At 69.0% G+C, this 20,819-nt stretch carries 18 protein-coding genes and 5 pseudogenes; 18 read left to right on the top strand and 5 right to left on the bottom strand.

What is annotated here, in order from left to right:
- From SYNGFB01_RS13100 to cbbX, 7 genes and pseudogenes are all read left to right on the top strand, one after another.
- Positions 1–388 (top strand): annotated as a pseudogene (locus SYNGFB01_RS13100) (BMC domain-containing protein); the annotation flags it as partial.
- Between the two features lie 12 nt (positions 389–400).
- Positions 401–868: a ferritin-like domain-containing protein gene (locus tag SYNGFB01_RS05415; protein WP_048017276.1), complete on the top strand. Its 468-nt coding sequence runs from the start codon at positions 401–403 to the stop codon at positions 866–868.
- A gap of 34 nt (positions 869–902) precedes the next feature.
- A pseudogene (locus SYNGFB01_RS05420) lies at positions 903–2,772 on the top strand (NAD(P)H-quinone oxidoreductase subunit F).
- Positions 2,769–4,298, top strand: a complete 1,530-nt coding sequence (locus SYNGFB01_RS05425) for an NADH-quinone oxidoreductase subunit M (protein WP_048017252.1) — start codon at positions 2,769–2,771, stop codon at positions 4,296–4,298. Before SYNGFB01_RS05420 ends, SYNGFB01_RS05425 begins: the two are co-directional and overlap by 4 nt.
- Complete coding sequence (locus tag SYNGFB01_RS05430; RefSeq protein WP_048017253.1) at positions 4,298–5,440, top strand: CO2 hydration protein; 1,143 nt, start codon at positions 4,298–4,300, stop codon at positions 5,438–5,440. Before SYNGFB01_RS05425 ends, SYNGFB01_RS05430 begins: the two co-directional genes overlap by 1 nt.
- A gap of 9 nt (positions 5,441–5,449) precedes the next feature.
- Positions 5,450–5,704: a 4a-hydroxytetrahydrobiopterin dehydratase gene (locus SYNGFB01_RS05435; protein ID WP_048017254.1), complete on the top strand. Its 255-nt coding sequence runs from the start codon at positions 5,450–5,452 to the stop codon at positions 5,702–5,704.
- Positions 5,691–6,638, top strand: coding sequence for a CbbX protein (cbbX, locus tag SYNGFB01_RS05440; RefSeq protein ID WP_048017255.1), 948 nt, complete (start codon positions 5,691–5,693; stop codon positions 6,636–6,638). Before SYNGFB01_RS05435 ends, cbbX begins: the two co-directional genes overlap by 14 nt.
- A 6-nt stretch (positions 6,639–6,644) precedes the next feature.
- On the opposite strand, the gene dnaA is transcribed toward cbbX, so the two are convergent.
- Positions 6,645–8,051, bottom strand: a complete 1,407-nt coding sequence (dnaA, locus tag SYNGFB01_RS05445) for a chromosomal replication initiator protein DnaA (RefSeq protein ID WP_369795486.1) — start codon at positions 8,049–8,051, stop codon at positions 6,645–6,647.
- 93 nt (positions 8,052–8,144) lie between these two features.
- Between dnaA and SYNGFB01_RS05450 the strand changes: the two are divergent.
- The 3 genes and pseudogenes from SYNGFB01_RS05450 to SYNGFB01_RS05460 all read left to right on the top strand — a co-directional run bounded on the left by SYNGFB01_RS05450 (position 8,145) and on the right by SYNGFB01_RS05460 (position 10,612).
- Positions 8,145–9,285, top strand: a pseudogene (locus tag SYNGFB01_RS05450) (trypsin-like peptidase domain-containing protein).
- Positions 9,282–9,902, top strand: coding sequence for a TIGR04282 family arsenosugar biosynthesis glycosyltransferase (locus tag SYNGFB01_RS05455; RefSeq protein ID WP_235299940.1), 621 nt, complete (start codon positions 9,282–9,284; stop codon positions 9,900–9,902). The pseudogene SYNGFB01_RS05450 and the gene SYNGFB01_RS05455 overlap by 4 nt, the downstream one beginning before the upstream one ends.
- Positions 9,899–10,612 (top strand): TIGR04283 family arsenosugar biosynthesis glycosyltransferase, encoded by a 714-nt coding sequence (locus tag SYNGFB01_RS05460; protein WP_235299941.1) that lies wholly within the window; start codon positions 9,899–9,901, stop codon positions 10,610–10,612. Before SYNGFB01_RS05455 ends, SYNGFB01_RS05460 begins: the two co-directional genes overlap by 4 nt.
- On the opposite strand, the pseudogene SYNGFB01_RS05465 reads toward SYNGFB01_RS05460, so the two are convergent.
- Positions 10,609–11,039 (bottom strand): annotated as a pseudogene (locus SYNGFB01_RS05465) (GNAT family N-acetyltransferase). The gene SYNGFB01_RS05460 and the pseudogene SYNGFB01_RS05465 overlap by 4 nt on opposite strands.
- A 281-nt stretch (positions 11,040–11,320) precedes the next feature.
- On the opposite strand from SYNGFB01_RS05465, the gene SYNGFB01_RS05470 reads away from it, so the two are divergent.
- Positions 11,321–12,055 (top strand): alpha/beta fold hydrolase, encoded by a 735-nt coding sequence (locus SYNGFB01_RS05470; protein ID WP_048017256.1) that lies wholly within the window; start codon positions 11,321–11,323, stop codon positions 12,053–12,055.
- Here SYNGFB01_RS05470 and SYNGFB01_RS05475 read toward each other — a convergent pair.
- A pseudogene (locus SYNGFB01_RS05475) lies at positions 12,052–13,862 on the bottom strand (ABC transporter ATP-binding protein). The gene SYNGFB01_RS05470 and the pseudogene SYNGFB01_RS05475 overlap by 4 nt on opposite strands.
- A gap of 4 nt (positions 13,863–13,866) precedes the next feature.
- Complete coding sequence (gene hisG / locus SYNGFB01_RS05480) at positions 13,867–14,487, bottom strand: ATP phosphoribosyltransferase (protein WP_048017257.1); 621 nt, start codon at positions 14,485–14,487, stop codon at positions 13,867–13,869.
- Between the two features lie 29 nt (positions 14,488–14,516).
- On the opposite strand from hisG, the gene gloB reads away from it, so the two are divergent.
- The 7 genes from gloB to SYNGFB01_RS05515 all read left to right on the top strand — a co-directional run bounded on the left by gloB (position 14,517) and on the right by SYNGFB01_RS05515 (position 19,641).
- Complete coding sequence (gloB, locus tag SYNGFB01_RS05485; RefSeq protein WP_048017258.1) at positions 14,517–15,263, top strand: hydroxyacylglutathione hydrolase; 747 nt, start codon at positions 14,517–14,519, stop codon at positions 15,261–15,263.
- Positions 15,264–15,285: 22 nt separating this feature from the next.
- Positions 15,286–15,762 (top strand): hypothetical protein, encoded by a 477-nt coding sequence (locus SYNGFB01_RS14525; RefSeq protein ID WP_048017259.1) that lies wholly within the window; start codon positions 15,286–15,288, stop codon positions 15,760–15,762.
- Positions 15,723–16,400, top strand: a complete 678-nt coding sequence (locus SYNGFB01_RS05495) for a SulP family inorganic anion transporter (protein WP_048017260.1) — start codon at positions 15,723–15,725, stop codon at positions 16,398–16,400. Before SYNGFB01_RS14525 ends, SYNGFB01_RS05495 begins: the two co-directional genes overlap by 40 nt.
- The gene (locus SYNGFB01_RS05500) at positions 16,397–17,509 is read left to right on the top strand and encodes a cyclic nucleotide-binding domain-containing protein (protein ID WP_048017261.1); all 1,113 of its coding nucleotides are present in this window, start codon (positions 16,397–16,399) and stop codon (positions 17,507–17,509) included. Before SYNGFB01_RS05495 ends, SYNGFB01_RS05500 begins: the two co-directional genes overlap by 4 nt.
- A 97-nt stretch (positions 17,510–17,606) precedes the next feature.
- The gene (locus SYNGFB01_RS05505) at positions 17,607–17,960 is read left to right on the top strand and encodes an STAS domain-containing protein (RefSeq protein ID WP_048017262.1); all 354 of its coding nucleotides are present in this window, start codon (positions 17,607–17,609) and stop codon (positions 17,958–17,960) included.
- Positions 17,961–17,974: 14 nt separating this feature from the next.
- A complete protein-coding gene (locus tag SYNGFB01_RS05510; protein WP_053068347.1) occupies positions 17,975–18,427 on the top strand; it encodes an ATP-binding protein in 453 nt (150 codons plus the stop codon).
- A gap of 74 nt (positions 18,428–18,501) precedes the next feature.
- Positions 18,502–19,641, top strand: coding sequence for a SpoIIE family protein phosphatase (locus SYNGFB01_RS05515; RefSeq protein WP_053068348.1), 1,140 nt, complete (start codon positions 18,502–18,504; stop codon positions 19,639–19,641).
- Positions 19,642–19,655: 14 nt separating this feature from the next.
- On the opposite strand, the gene SYNGFB01_RS05520 is transcribed toward SYNGFB01_RS05515, so the two are convergent.
- Complete coding sequence (locus tag SYNGFB01_RS05520) at positions 19,656–20,756, bottom strand: ABC transporter ATP-binding protein (RefSeq protein ID WP_048017282.1); 1,101 nt, start codon at positions 20,754–20,756, stop codon at positions 19,656–19,658.
- Positions 20,757–20,819 lie beyond the last annotated feature (63 nt).

The raw sequence follows: 20,819 nt of genomic DNA on the forward strand, positions 1-20,819 counted from the left end.
TGCCGCTCGGCACCGGCCAGCAGCAGCCCGCGGCCGCGGCGGCAGCAGCGGCCGCTCGAATCCCACCCCATCCCGCACCGCACCCATGCTCCCGCACCGCACGGCATCGCTCTCGGAATGATCGAAACCCGTGGGCTGGTTCCAGCCATCGAAGCGGCTGACGCCATGACCAAGGCCGCCGAAGTGACGCTGGTGGCCCGTGAGTTCGGTGGGCGGCGGCTACGTGACCGTGATGGTGCGCGGAGAAACCGGTGCGGTCAACGCCTCCGTGCGCGCCGGCGCCGATGCCTGCGAGCGGGTCGGCGACGGCCTCGTGGCCGCCCACATCATTGCCCGTCCCCACACCGAGGTGGAGCCCGCCCTGCGCGGCACCGCCGTCACCCGTCGACCTGTGATCCCCATGGGCGCCGTCCACCCGCGCGTCCTGGGCTACCTCGGTCGCGCTCTGAGCCTCGAGCTCTCCGCTGTGCAGCAGTACATGACCCAGGCATCCCTGGTGGAGCTCTGGGGTGACCTCGATGCCGCCCAGCGGTTCCGCCAGGAAACCGTGGAGGAGATGCAGCACGCTGAGACGATCGTGAAGCGGATGCTGGTCCTCGGGGTGGCCCCCTCGGCCTCCCAGTTGCGGCCGGTGAGCCACGCCGGCGACCTCATCGGCCTGCTGCGACACAACGCAGCCCTGGAAGCCGATCTGGTGAACCACTACGCCGAGGCCGTGCGCTTCTGCCTGCTCGTGGGTGATGCCGACAGCGAACAGTTCTTCCGCGAGCTCTGGAACGACGAGCAGCACCATGCCGAAGAGCTGACACAGTGGCTGCGGAGCCTTGGCGCGTCGCGTCATCCCCTCCAAGACCGGGCCATCTTCTGAGCTTCCCCACCTGGCCGGAGCCACCCTTCTCCCTTTGGCCGAAACCCTCCCCCTGCCGATTCAGCTCGTCTGGCTGATCCCGCTCTACGGTTTCAGCGGGATCCTCCTGTCGTTGCCCTGGGCCACGGGCTGGATCCGCCGCAACGGCCCCCGACCGGCGGCCTACCTCAATCTGCTGGTGACCCTGCTGGCGGTGCTGCATGGCTCTCTGGTGCTTCGCCAGATCTGGCTGCTCGGCCCCCAGCACCTCGGTGTTCCCTGGTTTCAGGCGGCCGGCCTCGATCTGAGCATCGGCTTCGATCTCTCGCTCACCAACCTGGCGGCCCTGGAGCTGGTCACCTTCATGAGCCTGCTGGCACAGGTGTTTGCGCTGGGATATCTCGACAAGGAATGGTCCCTGGCGCGCTTCTATGCCCTGGTGGGTTTCTTCGAGGGAGCCCTCTGCGGCGTGGTGCTGAGCAGCAGCCTCTTCATGAGCTACTTCCTGCTGGAGATGCTCACCCTCTCCACCTACCTGCTGGTGGGCTTCTGGTATGCCCAGCCGCTGGTGGTGACGGCGGCCCGCGACGCCTTCCTCACCAAGCGTGTGGGTGATGTGCTGCTGCTGATGAGCGTGGTGGCCCTCTCGGCCTGGGCCGGCTCGCTGGAATTCACCGACCTCTACAGCTGGGCCGCCGAGGCGCGTGCCAGCGGCAGCATCGCGCCGCTGGCCGGAACTCTGGTGGGTCTGGGTCTGATCGCCGGTCCGATGGGCAAGTGTGCCCAGTTCCCCATGCACCTCTGGCTGGATGAGGCCATGGAGGGCCCGAACCCGGCCTCGATCCTGCGCAACTCGGTGGTGGTGACCGCCGGCGCTGGTGCTGCTGAAACTGATGCCGCTGCTCAGCCTCTCCCCCCTGGCCATCAACGTGCTCTTGGTGGTGGGCACGATCAGCGCCCTGGCCGGGGCCCTGGTGGCCCTGGCCCAGGTGGATCTCAAGCGAACCTTCTCCTACTCCACCACCTCCTACCTGGGGCTGGTGTTCGTGGCCATCGCACTCCAGCAGCCCGGGCTGGCGGTGCTGCTGCTGCTGGCCCATGGCCTGGCCAAGGCGTTGCTGTTCATGAGTGTGGGCAGCATCATCACGACCACGAACTGCCAGGACCTCACCGAACTTGGCGGCCTGGGAACCCGCATGCCGGCCACCTGCATGGCCTATCTGGTGGGAGGAGCGGGGCTCGTGGGCGTGCTGCCGCTGGGCTGCTTCTGGTGCTTCGGCCTGGGCGTGGAGGCACTCTGGAGCGACCGGCCCCTGGCGGCGGCCGTTCTGCTGTTCACCAACCTGCTCACCGCGGTCAATCTCACCCGTGTCTACCGATCGGTCTTCCTGGGGCCCGTGCTGCCCAAGACCCGCCGAGCCCCGGAAGTGAACTGGCTGATGGCACTGCCGATGGTCAGCCTCACCGTTCTGGTGCTGCTCACGCCGCTGCTGATGCAGCGGATCGATCCGGTGCCGGGCATCGGCTCCTTCAGCCCCGCCGTGGCCGCAGCGGTGTTGGCCTCCGGCCTCAGCGGCGTCGGCATCGGCTGGGCGATCCCGCTGGAGACGTTCGGGTCGCGCCCGATCCAGCGACCGCTGTGCCGTATCCAGGATCTGCTCGCCTTCGACTTCTACACCGAACGCATCTACCGGGCCACGATCGTGGCCCTGGTGGCCGGCCTGGCGGGCTGGGTCAACGGCTTTGATCGCCGGGTGGTGAACGGTCTGGTCAACGGGATCGGCAACCTGTCACTGCAGAGTGCCGACAATCTCAAGCTCAGCGTCAGCGGCCAGACGCAGAGCTACGTGCTCACCGTGGTGCTGGCGATCGTTGTGCTCCTGGTCGGACTGAGCTGGCTGCTCGCTCCAGGGGTAGTCGGATGAGCAGCATCCCGTCGCTGCCCCTGCTCAGCCTGCTGCTGGCGATTCCCCTGGGCGGCTGCTCCGCCCTGCTGCTCTGGCCTGGCCGGCCCTCCCCCCAGCGCCTGCGCGGCATCTCGATTGCCGCCCTGAGCCTCCAACTGCTCGCCAGCCTGGCACTGCTGCTGGTATTTGACCCGACCCTGCCGGGCCTGCAGCTTCAGGAATCGATCGCCTGGCTGCCCGGGATCGGCCTTGACTATCGGCTCGGACTCGACGGCCTGTCGCTGCCCCTGGTGCTGATCAATGCCGCCCTCACGCTGGTGTCAGCGATCTGCACGCGCGACTTCGATCGGCGACCGCGCATCTACTTCGCCATGCTGCTGCTGATCAGCGCGGCGGTGAACGGCGCCTTCCTGGCCGACAACCTGCTGCTGTTCTTCCTCTTCTATGAGCTGGAGCTGATNCCCCTCTGGCTCCTGATCTCGATCTGGGGAGGAGCCCAGCGGGCCTACGCGGCCACCAAGTTCCTGATCTTCACCGCCATGTCGGGGATGCTGATCCTGGGCGCCTTCCTGGGTCTGGCCCTGTTCACCGGTCAGGTGGATTTCAGCGTCACGGCCGTGACCACCGACCGGCTGGCGATGGGCAGTCAACTCCTGCTGCTGGGGGCCCTGCTGGTGGGCTTCGGCATCAAGATGCCGCTGGTGCCCTTCCACACATGGCTGCCCGATGCCCATACCCAGGCCTCCACACCGGTGTCGGTGCTGCTGGCGGGGGTGCTGCTCAAGCTCGGCACCTACGGTCTGCTGCGATTCGGCATGGGACTCTTTCCCCANGCCTGGGCCCTGCTGGCCCCCTGGCTGGCACTGTGGGCCGCCATCACCGTGCTCTACGGCTCACTGGCCGCGATCGCTCAGCGCGACATGAAGCGCATGGTGGCCTTCAGCTCGGTCGGGCACATGGGCACGATCCTGCTGGCCGCGGCAGCCGCGACTCCCGTGGCCCTGCTGGGTGCTGCCTTCCAGATGGTGAGCCACGGCCTGATCTCGGCACTGCTCTTCCTGCTGGTGGGCACGGTGTACCGCAAGACGGGCACCCGCGACCTGGAGGTGGTGCGCGGCCTGCTCAACCCGGAGCGGGGCCTGCCGCTCACGGGCAGCCTGATGATCCTTGGGGTGATGGCGAGCGCGGGCCTGCCCGGCATGGCTGGATTCATCTCCGAATTCATGCTCTACCGCGGCAGCATCGGCACCTACCCGCTCGCCACGCTGCTCTGCCTCGTGGGGTCTGGCCTCACGGCGGTGTATTTCCTGCTGCTGGTGAATCGCGCCTTCTTCGGCCGCCTGGCGATCACCCCGGTGGACGATCCGCTGCGGCACAGCCGGCTCGATGTGCAGCTGCCGCCGGTGGCGCCGCGGGAAACGGTCCCGGCCCTGGCCCTGGCCGTGGGGGTGGTTGGGATCGGCCTGCTGCCCGCCCTGCTCGCCCGGCTCAGCGAGGTCACGACGACGGCCATGGCGGCCGCACTGCAGGGAGGCGCGGTCTGATGCCGGTGATCCCCGCCGAGCTGACCCGCGCAGGTGGCATGNCCACGCCGGAGGAGCTCCAGCGGCGCCTGCTGGCCGGCGAAACCCTGCTGGCCGACACGCCCGACCATCTGCTCGAGGTGGTGGGAGTGCTGGAAAGCTATGGCGAGGTGCTGGATGCCTACAGCGTCAATCTCATCTACCAGGCCGAGCGGCAGTTCCTCAATCCGCTGCCGATCTTCAAGTATCTGGACGGCGACCTGAGCCCAGCCAAGATCTGGCGGCATCTTTACCACGACCGGATCAACTTCGAGTACGCCGAATACTGCATGAAGGCCATGCTCTGGCATGGCACCGGCGGGCTCGACGCCTATCTCGATTCCGAGGCCTTCGCCGCCGGCTGCGCCGCCGTCATCGCCCGCAAGCGGCGCCGCGACCCGCTGCTGGGCCTGCTCCACCCCCTCTTCCCGGGCTTCCTGCCGGAGCTGATCCGCACGGCCGCCACGACCCATGCCCTGGGCCAGTTCTGGCGGGTGATGAGCGATCTCTTCCTGGCTCTTGCCGCCGCCGAACGGGATGGGCAGGTGCGCACCATTGCGCAGGTGGTGGCATTCATCCAGCAGGGCCTGGTGGCCGCCGCCGGCAACCCGATCACCTATGCCGTGGAGATCGGCGGCGAGCGCTTCTGGCTGCTGCCCCCGGAGGCCGGTCTCACCTTCCTGGCGGACGTGGCCGTGCCCTATGTGGAGGCGGTGTTCCTGCGGGGCACACCCTTTCTGGGCACGGTGAGCTTCAACGCCCAGGCCCATCAGATCTCCTCCGATCAGGCCGAGTTCGCCTATGGAGCGCTCTATGCCGACCCGCTGCCCACGATGGGTGCCGGCATCCCACCCAGCCTGCTGATGCAGGACATGTACCGGCATCTGCCCGAGGCCCTGCACGATTGCTACCGGCACCGCACCCGGGGCGAAGGGGACATCCGGGTGAAGATCTGCGCCAGCTTTCAGAAGTCGATGTTCTGCGTCACCAACGCCGCGATCAGCGGCACCATGCCCCACCCGCTCGACAGCGGCGATCCGGCTCAGCGGGCCGCCAACAGGGCCTATGCCGGCGCATGGGCGGAACGGCTGGCCCGCGGCCGCACCGACTGNCTGGATGCTTAGCTTCAAATCATGGACCAACCCTGGACGCCCCGCCCCAAGCCCGAGCAACCGGAACGGCTCGAGCGGCGCATCGAATTCGACGACTACAGCGGCACCCGCGATTTTCTGGAGCGGCTCAACGACTTCTGTGAACAGCGGCAGCGCTTCCTCGACATCAGCTTCGGCCGCACCTACGTGAACCTCACCCTGCGGGCCGAGGCCGACGACCAGCCGGTGGGAGACGACGAGCACGCCTTTGCAGCCGCGATCGATGCACTCCTCTGACACCGGCCCCGAGCACCCCGCTGAATCCGGCCAGCTGGTGGATCTGCAGGCGGCCTATGAAGGAGCCGGGGTGCAGGAGATCCTCGATGAACTCGATCGGGAGCTGATCGGCCTGCGGCCGGTGAAGGCCCGGATCCGGGAGATCGCGGCCCTGCTGGTGGTCAACCGCGCCCGTCAGCAGGTGGGGCTGGACACCGCTCCTCCCAGCCTGCATATGTCGTTCACGGGACGGCCAGGCACGGGCAAGACGACGGTGGCCGAACGGATGAGCAAGATTCTGCACCGGCTGGGGTATGTGCGCAAGGGCCACGTGGTGACCGCCACCCGCGACGACCTGGTCGGTCAGTACATCGGCCACACAGCCCCGAAAACCCGTGAAATGCTCAAGAAAGCGATGGGCGGTGTGCTGTTCATCGATGAGGCCTACTATCTCTATCGCCCTGAAAACGAACGCGACTATGGAGCCGAGGCGATCGAGATCCTGCTGCAGGTGATGGAGAACAACCGCGACGATCTGGTGGTGATCTTCGCTGGTTACAAAGATCGGATGGATGTGTTCTACCAGAGCAATCCCGGCCTCTCCTCCCGCGTGGCCAACCACATCGACTTNCCCGACTACACCGCTGAGGAGCTGCTGGCGATTGCCCGCCTGATCCTGGCGGAGGAGAACTATCGCTTCAGCGAGGAGGCCACCGCCGCCTTCGCCGACTACATCCAGAGGCGGATGCAGCTGCCGTTCTTCGCCAATGCGCGCTCGATCCGCAACGCCATCGACCGCGCCCGCATGCGCCAGGCGAACCGGCTGTTCAACCGCATGGGCAGTCCGCTCACGAAGCTCGATCTGATGACGATCGAAGCGGAAGACATCACCGCCAGCCGGGTGTTCGAGGGCGAGGTGGAGGGTCTGGACCCCAGCCAGCCGATCACCTCCTGAGGAGGATCAGCGCTTGCGGCGGCGCGAGTCGATCTGCAGCAGATCCCGCACCTGCTGCACCTGCCGCGAGAGGGATGGATCCAGGCTGAGCCGCTTCTCCACCTGCTCCACCGCGTACATCACGGTGGAATGATCCTTGCCGCCGAACACCTCGCCGATCCGCGGCAACGACAGATTGGTGCTCTGACGCATCAGATACATGCCCACCTGCCTGGCCTGGCTCACGGCCCGCTTACGGCTGGCACTGCGCATCTCCTCGATGGCGACGGCGAACACCTCGGCCACCTTCTCCAGCACCAGTTCTGGCTTCACCTCCACGTCGCCGCCGCCGGGGTCGAGCATCGGTGCAACCGATTCCACCGTCATCGGCAGGCCGGTGATCGAGGCGAAGGCCACGGCACGGGTGAGCGCACCCTCGAGTTCGCGGATGTTGGAGGTGAAGCGCCCGGCGATGAATTGAATCAGATCGCGGGGCAGGATCATCTGCTCCTGCTCCGCCTTCTTGTGGAGGATGGCCATGCGCGTCTCCAGATCCGGCGCCTGGATATCGGCGATCAGGCCCATGGAGAAGCGCGAGATCAGGCGCTCCTGCAGCCTGGGAATCTGGGAAGGGGGGCGATCGGAGGCGATCACGATCTGGCGCCCGGCCTCGTGGAGGGCATTGAAGGTGTGGAAGAACTCCTCCTGCGTGTACTCCTTGCCCTCGATGAACTGGATGTCGTCGACCAGGATCAGGTCGGCGGCCCGGTAGCGATCGCGGAAGGCCTGCATGCCGTCCTTGCGGATCGCCTGGATCAGATCGTTGGTGAAGGTTTCGGTGCTCACGTAGGAAACCCGCGCCTCCGGGTCGATCTCGAGCCGGTAGTGGCCGATCGCCTGCATCAGATGGGTCTTGCCCAGACCGACGCCGCCGCAGAGAAACAGCGGGTTGAACTCCCGCCCCNGGGCCTCGGCCACCGCGAGGGCCGCCGCATGGGCCATGCGGCTGTTGGGGCCCACCACGAAGCGGTTGAACACATAGCGGGGATTGAGAGCCGGCAGCACCCGGCGACGTGACTGGCCACCCGCCCCCACCGCCATGGCCGGGGCGGCGATGGCCGTGGCGGTGGAGGGCGCGACCGGGGCCAGGGCGACCGCACCGTCAGCACCCGCCCCGGCGGGGGGATGCACCTGCACCTCGATCGCCCTGCCGGCGATCTCCGCGGCGATGGCCGCGATGGTGTCGAGATAGTGCTTGCGCAACCAGCCGCAGGCAAAGCTGTTGGGCGCCTCCAGGATCAGCCGGCTGTCCTCGAGTGAGCGACAGCGGGCCGGACGGATCCAGGTTTCGAAGGTGGGCTTGCTGAGGTTGGCCTGCAGGGCCTGCTGGATCCGATGCCACAGCGACTCGTCTGGCTGCAGCGGCTGGGGCACCGACCAAGGTTCTCCGGGGTGGCGAATCTAGGCAGAGGAGGCCTGCGTGTCGGTCTTTAATGAAGCGGATCTCCTCCTGGCCCACCCTCTCCCATGGCTCTCCGCCACCTGTGCTGCCGCGCTGCCGTCGCGGCCCCCCTGGCGCTGGTGCTGGGGGCCTGCACGGCCGGCATCCCTGGGCTGCCCGGACTGCCCCGCCAGCCCGCCCGCGAAGCCCGGGTCAGCGATGCGCTCCCGACTCCGCAGCTGCAGTCAGGCAACAACCTGATCGTGGATGCGGTGGCGAAGGTGGGGCCCGCGGTGGTGCGGATCGACGCGACGCGTCAGGTGATCAATCCGATGGGGGGACTGTTCGGGCGGGGACCGTCGATCCAGCAGCAGCAGGGGCAGGGATCCGGTTTCATCACCCGTTCCGACGGGGTGGTGCTCACCAACGCCCATGTGGTGGACGGTGCCAGTGAGGTGACGGTGACACTGCCGGATGGCCGCAGTTTCAATGGCAAGGTGCTGGGGGGTGATCGGTTCACCGACGTGGCCGTGGTGAAGCTGGTGGCCACGGGACTGCCGGTGGCGCCTCTCGGCGATTCCAACAAACTCCGGCCGGGGGAATGGGCGATCGCGATCGGCAACCCTTACGGACTGGACAACACCGTGACCGCCGGGATCATCAGCGCCATCCAGCGCACCAACGCGGTGGGCGAGGGTCAGCGGGTGCCCTACATCCAGACCGATGCGGCGGTGAACCCCGGCAACAGCGGCGGCCCGCTGATCAATGACCGCGGTCAGGTGATCGGCATCAACACCGCGATCCGCCAGGCCCCTGGCGCCGGCCTGAGTTTTGCGGTGCCGATCAATCTGGCCCGCAAGATCGCAGCCCAGATTCTGGACCGCGGCTACGCCAGCCACCCCTACATCGGGGTGCGCCTGCAGACCCTCACCCCCCAGCTGGCCCGGGAGATCAACGCCACCACCAGCGACTGCCGGCTTCCCGAGGTGAACGGGGTGGTGGTGGTGGATGTGATGGCCGACAGCCCGGCCGCCANGGGGGGCATCCGCGCCTGCGATCTGATCGAGCAGGTGGGCGGACGGCCGATGAAGGGCCCAGCCGACGTGCAGCTGGCGGTGGATCAGGNCCGGGTNGGGCAGCCGCTGACNGATGGTGGTGCGGCGTNGGGACAGCCGGCGCACAATCGAGCTGCGTCCCGGCGAACTGCCACGCCAGGGTGAGGGTTGAGCCGGCCGCGGCCCCGCTGCCGTCTGGTGGTGATGGCCCGCTGGCCGGCGCGGGGGCGGTGCAAGCGGCGCCTGGCCGTGGGCACGGGCCTTGACGGCGCCGCCCGGGTCCAGGCAGCCCTCACACGCCACGCCGTGGCCGTGGCCCGCCAGGTGGCTCGGCATCTGGAACTTGAACTGGTGCTGGCCAGCAGCGGCATCGGTGCACGGGCATCGGATCGCTGGGCCCATCAACTCGGCTGCGATGGCGCTCTCACCCAGGGGCGTGGGGGCCTGGGACTGCGCTTGCAGCGGCAGGTGCAGCGCGCCTTCGCTGCGGGGGTGCAGCGGCTGGTGCTGATCGGCAGCGATCTCCCCGACCTGCACTGCCGCGATCTTGAGGAGGCCTTCGCGGCCCTGGAGGAGGTGCCCGTTGTGCTCGGGCCGGCCCACGACGGTGGTTACTGGCTGATCGGCCTGAACCATCCCTGCCCGGGCCTGTTCTGCGGTGTGCCCTGGGGTGGCAGCACCGTGCTCGCCAGCACCGAAGCCCTGGCGACGGCCCGGAATCTCACCTGGAAGCGGCTGCGCCGGCAGGGCGATCTCGACCGGCCTGCCGATCTGGAGCGCTGGCGGTGATCGAGCCGCACGCACAGCCCTGCCTCGGTGTGGTGATCCCCTGCCGGAATGAGGCACGCTCGCTGCCGCTCCTGCTCGCCCAGCTGCACGCGGCGCCCGACCTGGTGGCCACGGTGGTGGTGGTGGACGGTGGCAGCAGCGATGGCTCCGCCGAGCTGGCAGCCCTGGCCGGAGCCCCGGTGCTGCGCTGCCCGGCGAACCGGGGCCTGCAGCTGGCCCGCGGCGTTGCCCTGCTGGATCTGCCCTGGCTGCTGCTGCTGCACGCCGATGTGCGGCTGCCGACGGGATGGTCCGGAGCGATCGGCGCGGCGATCGACCGCAGCGACCCCTCCAGCGGCCCCGCCTGGTGGTTCAACCTGGCGATCGGCGAGCGTGATCCGGCCCTGCGACTGGTGGAGGCGGCGGTGGCACTGCGAAGCCACTGGCGCCAGCTCCCCTACGGCGATCAGGGCCTGCTGCTCGGCAGGGCCCTGCTGGAGCGGGCCGGCGGCATCCGGCCACTGCCGCTGATGGAGGACCTGGATCTTGTGCAGCGGCTGCAGGGGATCTCGCGGCTGCGCTGCCTCGGCCACCCGCTGCTGGTGAGCGGGCGGCGCTGGCGGCAGCGTGGAGTCTGGCAGGCCACCCTGGAGAATGCGCGTCTGAGGCGAAGCTGGCGACGGGGGATGCCGGCGAGCCTGCTGGCCTCACGCTATGGCGGCGGCAGCTAGGGGGCGTACCAGAAGGCGCAGCGACGCTGCAGGGGCTCGAGATCCCAGCCCTGGGCCTGATAGAAGCCCACCACCTGCGGATCGGCGAACAAGGTCACACGCTCCACCTCCATGCCGCGCAACTGATCGAGCACGTAGGCCATCAGCTGCTTGCCCAGGCCGGCGCCTGATAGTGCGGATGCACCGCCACATCCCACACCGTGGCCTCCACCACGCCATCACCGGTGCAGCGGGCGAATCCCACCAGCCTGGGCAGGTGACGGTCATGCCGCCACAGCCCCACCAGCAGCAGGCTGTGGGCCAGGGCCTTGCGCACACGCCGCATCGGCCTGCGGCTCCAGCCCACCGCATCGCAGAGCTGCTCCAGCTCGATCAGATCGATCTCCCGCTCGCGGCTGAGCACCAGGTCGGAACTGCCGCGCTGCATGGCAGCGATGCGGCAGTGCGGCCCGTAGAGCTGCTGCAGCAGCGCCGTCACAGCAGCGCCCTGATCGGCCGCTGCAAGGTCGTCGGGGTGGAGATCGCTGCCATGGGGAGCGCCGCTGCTCAGGTCGATGACACTGGGAACGATGGCACTGCGATCGATTGCACTGCGATCGGTGGCACTGCGATCGATGGGGTTGCGATCGCTGGCTGGGCTGCTCATCGGCTGCACTGTCGTTGCCTGGCCGTGCACGGCGGCCCCTGACCATGACACGATCCTGACTGATGTCCGTGTCTGCCGGCGACGCTGATCGGCCCCTGCTGGTGGCTCTGCACGGCTGGCTGCTGGCCGGCCGGCTCTGGGAGCCGCTGGCCGAGCGTCTCAGGCCGGACTGGGAACTCTGGGCTCCGGACCTGCCGGGTTTCGGTACTGCCGCGCGGCCGCGTGGCCTCCATCCCAACCTGGCCAGCTACGGACGCTGGGTGGCGGAGCAGGCCCGTCAGCAGGCCGGGAGCCGGCCGCTGGTGCTGCTCGGCCATTCCCTGGGCGGCAGCCTGGTGCTGCATGCCGCCCCGCGGCTGGACGTACAACTGCGCGGCGTGGTGCAGATCGCTGCCGGCGGTGGCGTGTACCAGCCCCGCCCCTTCCGTGCCGTGCGGCAGGGCGGCGCCGCCTTCCTGCGCTGGCGTCCCCGCTGGCTGCTGGAGCTGCCCGCCAGCGAGGCGATCGGCAGTCCGCTGCGGGCCGACCTGCGCGCCGCCCGCGGGCTGCTGGCCTGCAGCATGCGCCGCACGGCCGTGCATCAGCTGCCACGCCTGGCCAGCCGGCTCACGGTGCCGAGCCTCTGGATCGCCGGCAGCCGGGATGGCGTCATGGAGCCGCGCTATGTGCGCCATCTGGCCGGCTTCAGCCCGGGCCACCGCTTCGCCGAACTGGAGAACTGCGGCCACCTGCCGATGCGGCAGCAGCCGACCCAACTGGCCGCCCTGCTGCGGGACTGGCTGGACCAGCTGGACTAGAGCGCGGCCAGCCCCCTCTCCTGCAGGTCGGCCAGACGGGCATAGAGCCCACCGGCAGCACGCAGCTCGCTGTGGCGTCCCTGTTCCACCAGCCGCCCGCGCTGCAGCACCAGGATGCGGTCTGCCGCCTCCACGGTGGCCAGCCGGTGGGCGATCACGATGGCGGTGCGGCGGTGCAGCAACCGTTCCAGATCGCGCTGCAAGGTGGCTTCGGTGGAAGGATCCATGAAGGCGGTGGCCTCATCCATCACCAGCACGGCGGGGTTGCGGATTGCCACGCGGGCCACCGCCAGCAGCTGCCGCTCGCCCGAGGAGAGGTTGGCTCCCCGCTCGCGCAGCTCGGTGACCAGGCCCTGGGGAAGGCGCTGGAGCAGAGGATCCAGGCCGAGTTCGGCGCAGAGCCGCGTCAGCTCTGCGTCGCTGATGCCGGCGTCGAGGCGGAGGTTGTCGGCCACGTTGCCGCTGAACAGGAAGGTGTCCTGGAGCACCACCCCGAGTCGCTCGCGCAGGCTGGCGATCGGCAGGTCGCGGATGTCGGCCCCATCGAGCAGGATCCGGCCCTGCTGGGGCTCGTAGAGCCGGCAGAGCAGGCGGATCACCGTGGTCTTGCCGGATCCGGTGGGTCCCACCAGGGCCACGTGCTCGCCGGCGGCTACCCGAAAGGAGAGATCGACGAGGATCGGATCATCCGAGCGGTAAGCAAAGGAGACGTGGTCGAACACCACCTCCGCCGCGGCGGGCGCTCGGGCCGGCTGGGCACTGAGGGCCGCAGCCGTGGCGGTGCGGTCCTCGATCTCCACCGGCTCATCGAGCAGCTCACCGATCCGCTCCACCGCGGTCAGCCCGCCCTGGATCTGGGTGAAGCGCTCAGCCAGCTGACGCAGCGGGTCGAAGAGGCGCTGGGAATAGAGGATGAACGTGGTGAGCGTGCCCAGACCCATGGCACCGGCGGTGACCATCCAGCCCCCAGGCCCAGCACCAAGGCCACAGCCGTGAGCGCCACCCATTCGATGAAGGCGGAGATCGCACTGTCGAAGAGGATCGTGCCGTTGACGGCACGCTTGTAGGCCGCGGTGGTCTGCGCGAAGCGCTGGCTGTTGATCGCCTCGCGCCGGAACATCTGCACCACCTCGAGGCCCTGCAGGTTTTCCTGCAGGTCGGCATTGAGCTGGCTGAGCTCCTCCCGCACCCGGTAGTTGGCCCGCCGGTAGCGGCGCTGCAGCCAGAGGATGCCGAGCACCACCGGCAGCTGGCTGGCCAGCAGCAGCAGACCGAGCCGCCACTCGATCAAGAGCATCGTACCCGCGATCACCACCAGGGTGACCAGATCGGCCAGCACCCCCACGGCGCCGCTGCCGAACACCTCGGCCAGGGCATCGACGTCGCTGGTGAGACGGGTGAGCAGCTTGCCCACCGGGGTGCGGTCATGGAAGCGCAGCGACAGCGCCAGCGCGTGGTGAAACAGGTCGTCGCGGATGCGGGCGGTGAGCCGCTGACCGATCGCCTGCACGTTGTACGACTGGATCCCCTGCAGACCCAGGCGGGTGAGGACCGCCGCGAGCAGCAGCAGCACCAGGATGCGCAGGGCCGCCGCCGTGTCGAGCCCGGCAAGCCAGGGCAGCACGGATTCGCCGGCCACGCCGCTGCTGCGCCGCAGAACCGCGATCGCCTGGCCGACCAGCAGGGGCTGCACGGCGGCGGCGAACGCCACCGGAATCAGCAGCAGCAGGGTGAGCAGCAGACGGCGCCGGTCGCGGGCCAGGTAGGGCAGCAGCCGCAGCAGACGCCGACGATCTCCGATGGCCATGGTGTCAGAACCGGTCCACCAGGCCCTGCAGCTCCCCTCCATCGAGCCGCAGCGACAGGGGGTGGCCGATCAGCCGGGCGGTGGAGTGAAAGAGATCGTCGATGGCGATCAGTCCGTTCTCCTCGAGGGTGCGTCCTGTGGCCACCAGGTCCACGATCGCCTCGCTCATGCCCGTGATCGGACCCAGCTCCACCGAGCCTGCCAGGTGAATCAGCTCCACCGGCAGGTCGAGCGCCGCGAAGTACTCCTCGGCACAACGGGTGAACTTGCTGGCGATGCGGCAGTGGGCAGGCAGGTCGGCGGCACGGCGATAGGGGCTGCTGGCCTTCACGGCCACGCTCATGCGACAGCCGCCGAAGCCCAGGTCCAGCAGCTGGGCCACCGGCAGCTGGTGTTCCCGCAGCACGTCGTATCCCACCACACCCAGCTGGGCCTGGCCGTAGGCCACATAGACGGGCACATCGGCATTGCGCACCAGCAGCGCTCGGGCACGGCCGCAGGGGGTGGGCACCATCAGCTGGCGATTGCCCGGCTCCAGCACCGCCGAGAAATCGAGACCTGCCGTGGCAAAGCGCCGCACCGAGTCGTTCAGCAGCGCGCCTTTGGCCAGGGCAACGGTGATCATGGAAGGGCGCCGCAGAGCGGACTTTAACGATGGCCCCCACCCCGGAGCCGCTGGTCTGGATGATCCCGGTGCTCCACGACAACTACGTGTTCGTGCTGGAGCGGGCTGGCCAGGCGGCGGTGGTGGATCCGGCGGTCGCCGGGCCGGTGGCGGCGGCCCTGCAGGCGCGGGGCCTGGATCTGGTGGCGATCCTGCAGACCCACCACCACGCCGACCACATCGGCGGCACCGCCGCACTGCGGCGCCTCAGCCCCGGTGCGGCGGTGATCGGCCCGGCCTGCGAGGCCGACCGCATCCCCCAGACCCGCGGCGTGGTCGATGGGGAGCGCTTCGAGCTGCTCGGCGAAACGGTGCAGGTGCTGGCGGTGCCGGGCCACACCCGCGGCCACATCGCCTTCCATCTGCCGCGCAGCGGCCATCTGTTCTGCGGCGACTGCCTGTTCGGCGGCGGTTGCGGACGGCTGTTCGAGGGCACGCCGGAGCAGATGCACCACTCCCTGCAGCGCCTGGCGGCCCTGCCGCCCGAGACCCGGGTGTGGTGCGCCCACGAATACACCGAGGCCAACCTCCGCTGGGCGGCCGATGAGGTGCCGGACGATGGAGCGGTCGCCGCCCGTCTGGAGGCCGTGATCGCCCTGCGCGCTGGTGGCCTGCCCACCATCCCCAGCACGATCGGTAGCGAGCGCGCCACCAATCTGTTTCTCAGAACACAAAGCCCGTCGGAACTGGCTCGGCTGCGCCGCAGCAAGGAGCGCTGGACGTCCTGTTCAACCTAGGTTCAAGCCGATTCAGACACCTATGAGCCCCAGCCCTCCGTCCGCCGAGGCGGCCAGGGAGCACCGCCTGCTGGCCTCGATCGCGGCAGGACTCACCGTCGGCACGCTCACCACCCTGACCCTGATCTCCTTCGGGGCCCTGCTGTTCTCCGGTCCGCTCGCCGCCGCTCTGGGTCAGGGCGTGGGGATGACCCTGCTCGGGGGGGTGCTGATCGGTTTCGTGCTGGCGCTGGGCGGATCGTTTCCCGGCACCGTGGGGAGGCCCCACGAGCTGCCGGTGATCGTGCTGGCGCTGATGGCCACCGGCCTGGCCCGGCAGATCCCCCGCGTTGCCCCGGGCTCCGATGTGCTCGCCAGCGTGACGGTGCTGATCATGCTGAGCACAGCGCTGTTCGGCTGCATCGCGCTGCTGCTGGGTCAGTTCCGGGCCGGCAACCTGTTTCGCTATCTGCCTTTCCCGTGCTGGGAGGCTTCGTGGCGGGAAGCGGTGCCCTGCTGATCAAGGGTGGCCTCACGGTGATGCTGGGGATCGGGGCCGATCAGCTCTCCTGGTCGAGCCTGATCGACCCCACCCGGCTGGGGCACTGGATGCCCGGCCTGGGCTACGCCCTGCTGATGGCGTTCAGCGCGCGACGCTGGCCCTCCTGGCAGACGATCCCGGCCATGCTGCTGTTCGGGATCGGCTCGTTTCATCTGCTACTGGCCCTGGGCGGCGGGACTCTGCAGACCGCGACCACGGCTGGTCTGCTGCCTGACCTCCCGGCCGAGCAGCTGTCACGGCAGCTTGTGCCGGCGGCCGCGAGCGGTCCGGTGGCCTGGGGGCAGCTGCTGCGGTTCCTGCCGGACATGATCGCCACGGCCTTCCTGGCCAGCCTCGGCATGCTGCTCAACTCCAGCGCCATCGAAGTGACCGTGCGCCGGGAGCTCGACTTCAACCGGGACCTGAAGGTGGTGGGTCTGGCGAACCTGCTGGCTGCCCTGGTGGGCAGCCCGGCGGGGTTCCATTCGCTGAGCTCCACGACCCTGCCCGAACGCATGGGGGCCCGCGGACGCATGGTGGGCGTGCTGGCGGCTCTGGTCTGCCTGATGGCCTGGCTGGGGGACCGCGGCTGCTGGGCACGATCCCCTTCGCGGTGACCGGTGGCCTGCTGGTGTTCCTTGGACTCTCGTTGGTCACCGACTGGCTGATCGACAAGCGCAGCTACCTCTCGCTTCTCGAGTATTCGGTGCTGCTGGCGATCCTCACGGTCACCATGCTGGCCGGATGGCTGGCCGCCCTGATGCTCGGTCTGGTGCTGGCCCTGCTGCTGTTCGTGATCGACTACAGCCGCATCTCNGCAGTGCGAAGCGTGATCAGCGGTCGCACCCGCCGCAGCCATGTCGACAGGAGTCCTGCCCACAGCCGCCTGCTGGATCGTTACGGGGATTCGATCCTGGTGATCTGCCTGCAGGGGCACCTGTTCTTCGGCACCGNCCACATCCTGCGCCGAACGATCATGGATCGGCTCGAGCGTCCCTCGGCCTCACGCCCCCACTGGATCCTGCTCGACATGCGACTCACCAGCGGACTGGATGCCTCGGCGGTGCATACCTTCCAGCGGCTGGCCCAGATCTGCGAGAGCTCAGGCACCGAGCTCGTGTTCAGCGGGGTGACCCCGGAAACCCGCCTGCTGCTGCTGCGCTCCGGCGTGCTGCGGGGCGACCGCGAGGGGCACGACTGGTTCCGCGACCTGGATCACGGTCTGGAGTTCTGCGAGAACGACCTGCTCTCGCTGCACCCCCTGCCGGCGTCCGAGGAACCCCTGGCGCTGGCCGATGTGGCCGCACTCGGCTCGGCTTCGGAACGGCAGGCGCTCGAGCGGCTGATCGCACGCTTCGAGCCCGTGACCTTTGCGGCAGGAGCCACGATCATCGAGCANGGGGCTCCGCCCAGCGACCTGATCCTGCTGCTGGCGGGGCGCGTCGTGGTGGAGCGCCGCGAAACGCCTCAGGGGCCACCGCTGAGGNTCCGCACGATGGATCCCGGCACCTGCGTCGGTGAGATCGGCTTCTACCTGGGAACGCCCACCAGCGCCTCGGTGATCAGCGAGAGTCCGGTCTCGGCGCTGCGGCTGTCGCTGTCGCAGCTGAGCTCCCTGGAAGAGGAGGATCCCCAGGCGGCTCTGCTGCTGCACCGCCTGGTGGCCCGGCGCCTCGCCCAGCGACTGCTCAGCACCAACCAGCTGGCTGCGGCACTGGCGGGCTGATGTGTCGCGGGATACCCGCCGCTGGCTCAGCGTGATGGCGCAGGCCATGGTCACCGTTACGGTTTGAGCGTTCCGGCCGACCCATNCCCCCCTCGCCATGACCAGCACATCCCTGGAGCATGAGGATCTGAGGGAGGATCTCCGCAGGATCCGGTTGGGCGGCCGACTCGACATGGTGGGCGTCGGCGAGATCGAGCTCCGCTTCACCTCCCTGGCGGCGAGCAAACCGATGCGGGTTCTGGTGGATCTCACCGGCGTGTCGTTCCTGGCCTCAGTCGGGCTTCGCTGCATCATTCACAGCGCCAGGGCCCAGGAGCAGAAGGGTGGCCGGATGGCGCTGCTGGTGGGCGACAACACCCTGGTGCGCAGCACGCTCGAAACCGTCGGCGTGTCGGACATCATCCCGGTCTGCTCCGATGAGGCATCGGCCATCGATGCCCTGAGCGGTTGAAGCCCGCTGAGGCGATGACGGCTGCCCCCCCGCGCAAGGTCATCCCCCTGGAGATCCCGGCGGATCCTCTTGAGTTCCGGCGCGCCTCCGCCTGGCTGCGCCTCAACGGGGCTGCCCTGGATGTGCCCGGGGAGCAGATCGATCGTCTCGAGCTCTGTCTCAACGAACTGCTCGCCAACCTGCTCGAGCATGGCGGCGATGCGGTGGCGCGCCAGCCGATCCACCTCGAGCTGGAGACGATCCAGACTGCCAGCGGCTCGGGGGTCCGGCTGCTGATCTCCGATGCCGGGATCCCCTTCGATTCCGGCCGGGCCNGCGTCAAGCCCCTGCCCGGCAGCCTGGCCGAATCCAGTCCCGGTGGTCTCGGTCTGCGGCTGGTCCAGGCCTTCGCCGATGCCCTGGCCTACCGGGTGCTGGACGGCCGGAACGAGCTCAGAATCGAGATGCACTGGACGCCGATCTCCTGACCCCCGACGCACCCGTTCCACGGCTCACCGCCCCGACATCCGAGGGCTACGGCTGGATTCCGCTCTTCCATGAGGTGGATGAGGCGATCCTGGCGCGCCTGCTGAGCCGCTGTGAGGTGATGAGCCTCACCGCCGGAACCGACCTGCTGCACCCGGGCGAGACCAACGACAGCGTCTACGTCCTGCTGTCGGGGGAGCTGATGGTGTATCTCACTCCCGAGGCCGTGGAGGGCCAGGGCATCCCGATTGAACCGGGACACTGCATCGGGGAGTACTCCGCCATCGACAGGCAGCCGGTCTCGGCGCTGGTGCGCTGCGAGCGGGAGGCGGAGGTGCTCCGCCTGAGCGGGCCGTTCTTCTGGAAGCGGCTGGTGCCGCTTCCAGGGGTGGCCCGGAACCTGATGCGGGGCCTCACCGAACGGGCCCGCACGACCAATCAGCTCGCTCTCAACAGCCTGCGGGAGCGGCTTGAACTGGAGCATCTGCGCAAGGAGCTCGACCTGGCGCGGGAGCTGCAGGCCAGCATGCTGCCCCTGCGCCATCCCCTGTTCCCCGACCGCAACGACCTGGATGTCTGCGCCCGGGTGGAACCGACCGACGGGGTCGCCGGCGACTTCTTCGACACCTTCCTCACTGCCGACGGCCGGCTGTTCGTCTGCATCGGCGACGTGTCGGGCCACGGAATCGGCGCCGCCCTGCTGATGGCGCGCACGATCGGTCTGCTGCGCAGCCTGGCGATGACCGCCCGCGGCCCTGAAGCCGTGCTGCAGCAGCTCAACGCCAACCTCTGCGAGGGCAACGAGACCTGTCTGTTCGCAACCCTGTTCTGCGGCTATCTGGATCCGGCCAGCGGCCGCTTCACCTATTCCAATGCCGGCCATTGCCCGCCCCTGGTGATTCACGAGGGCCGCAGCGCGGAGTTGCCCCTGCCCCGGGGCCCGCTGGCAGGGGTCTTTCCCGAGGCCACCTACCACGCCGAGACCACCCACCTGGACAGGGGCGATCTGTTGTTCGCCTACACCGATGGCCTCTCCGAAGCGGAGGATCCCGAGGGCCGCGCCTTCGGCATCGACGGCTGCAGGCCGCTACTGATCGAGCAGCAGGGGGAGCCCCTGCCGGCGATCCTCGACGGGGTGCGGAGTGCCCTGGCCGCGTTCAGCGGCAACCGCGGTCTGGAGGACGACTGCACTCTGCTGCTGCTGCGACGCAGCTGATCCCGCGGCGGGGCTCAGAGCGCCTCCAGTTCCACACCGGCAGGGAAGAGCCAGGCCCGTTCGCCGGCCTGCAGGGAGAGGTGGCCCCGCTGACCGCGGGACAGATCCACCTCCAGGGGGAGACGCAACCGCAGGCGGAGACCATCGCAGGAGACCTGATAGAGCCATTCACGGCCCAGGAATTCCCGGCCGACCACCCAGGCCTCGCCAGCGGGATCGGGCTCGAGAGCCAGCGCATTCGGACTGACCAGAACCTGCTGATCGGCATGAGCCTGATCGGGCGAGGGGCAAGGGGTGGCGGTGACCGGGAGGGGAGCGAAGCAGCCGAGCGGGGTCTCGAGACGCGAGCCGGAGCAGCATGCCGGCAGGAGATTGCCCTGCAGCACGAACTGGCCCACGAAGGCGGTGGCGGGGCGACGCACCAGCTGGCGCGGACTGGCGCACTGATGCAGCACCCCATCGCGCAGCACCGCGACCCGGTCGCAGATCGCCAGGGCCTCCTCGGGATCGTGGGTCACGATCAGACCGCTGGCTCCGCAGCGGCTGAGCACGGCGGGCAGTTCGCTGCGCAGCCGCAGCCGCACCTCCACATCGAGGTTGGAGAAGGGTTCATCGAGCAGCACCAGCGAGGAGCCCGGCGCCAGGGCGCGGGCCAGGGCGAGGCGCTGGCGCTGACCGCCTGAGAGTTCATGGGGATAGCGCGTCTCCAGCCCCTGGAGGCCAAGCAATTCGAGCAGCCAGGCGGCGCGGCTGGTGTCCTGGCCGCGCCGCAAGCCGAAGCAGGTGTTCTGCCAGGCGTCGAGGTGGGGAAACAGGGCGTAGTCCTGGAACACCATGCCGACGCCACGGCGTTCGGGCGGCAGCCAGCGGCCTGGACCGGCCACCTCGCGGCCGTCGATCCGCACCACACCCCGGGCCGGCCGCTCGAAGCCGGCGATCAGCCGCAGCAGGGTGGTCTTGCCGCAGCCGGAGGGACCCAGCAGGCCCACCAGCTCTCCCTGGCGCAGCGTCAGATCGATGCCGCGCAGGGTCCAGCCATCCGCCGCGGCACTGGGATAGCGATGCCACACCTGCTGCAGCTGCACCTGATCGCGCAGCGGCAGGTCCGGGGGCATCAGCGCGGCGAGGGGACTCGTGATCGGCAGCGGGCCGCGTTCGGCCATAGGCTCAGCGCCCCC

Source organism: Synechococcus sp. GFB01 (genome assembly GCF_001039265.1).
Classification (GTDB): Bacteria; Cyanobacteriota; Cyanobacteriia; order PCC-6307; family Cyanobiaceae; genus NIES-981.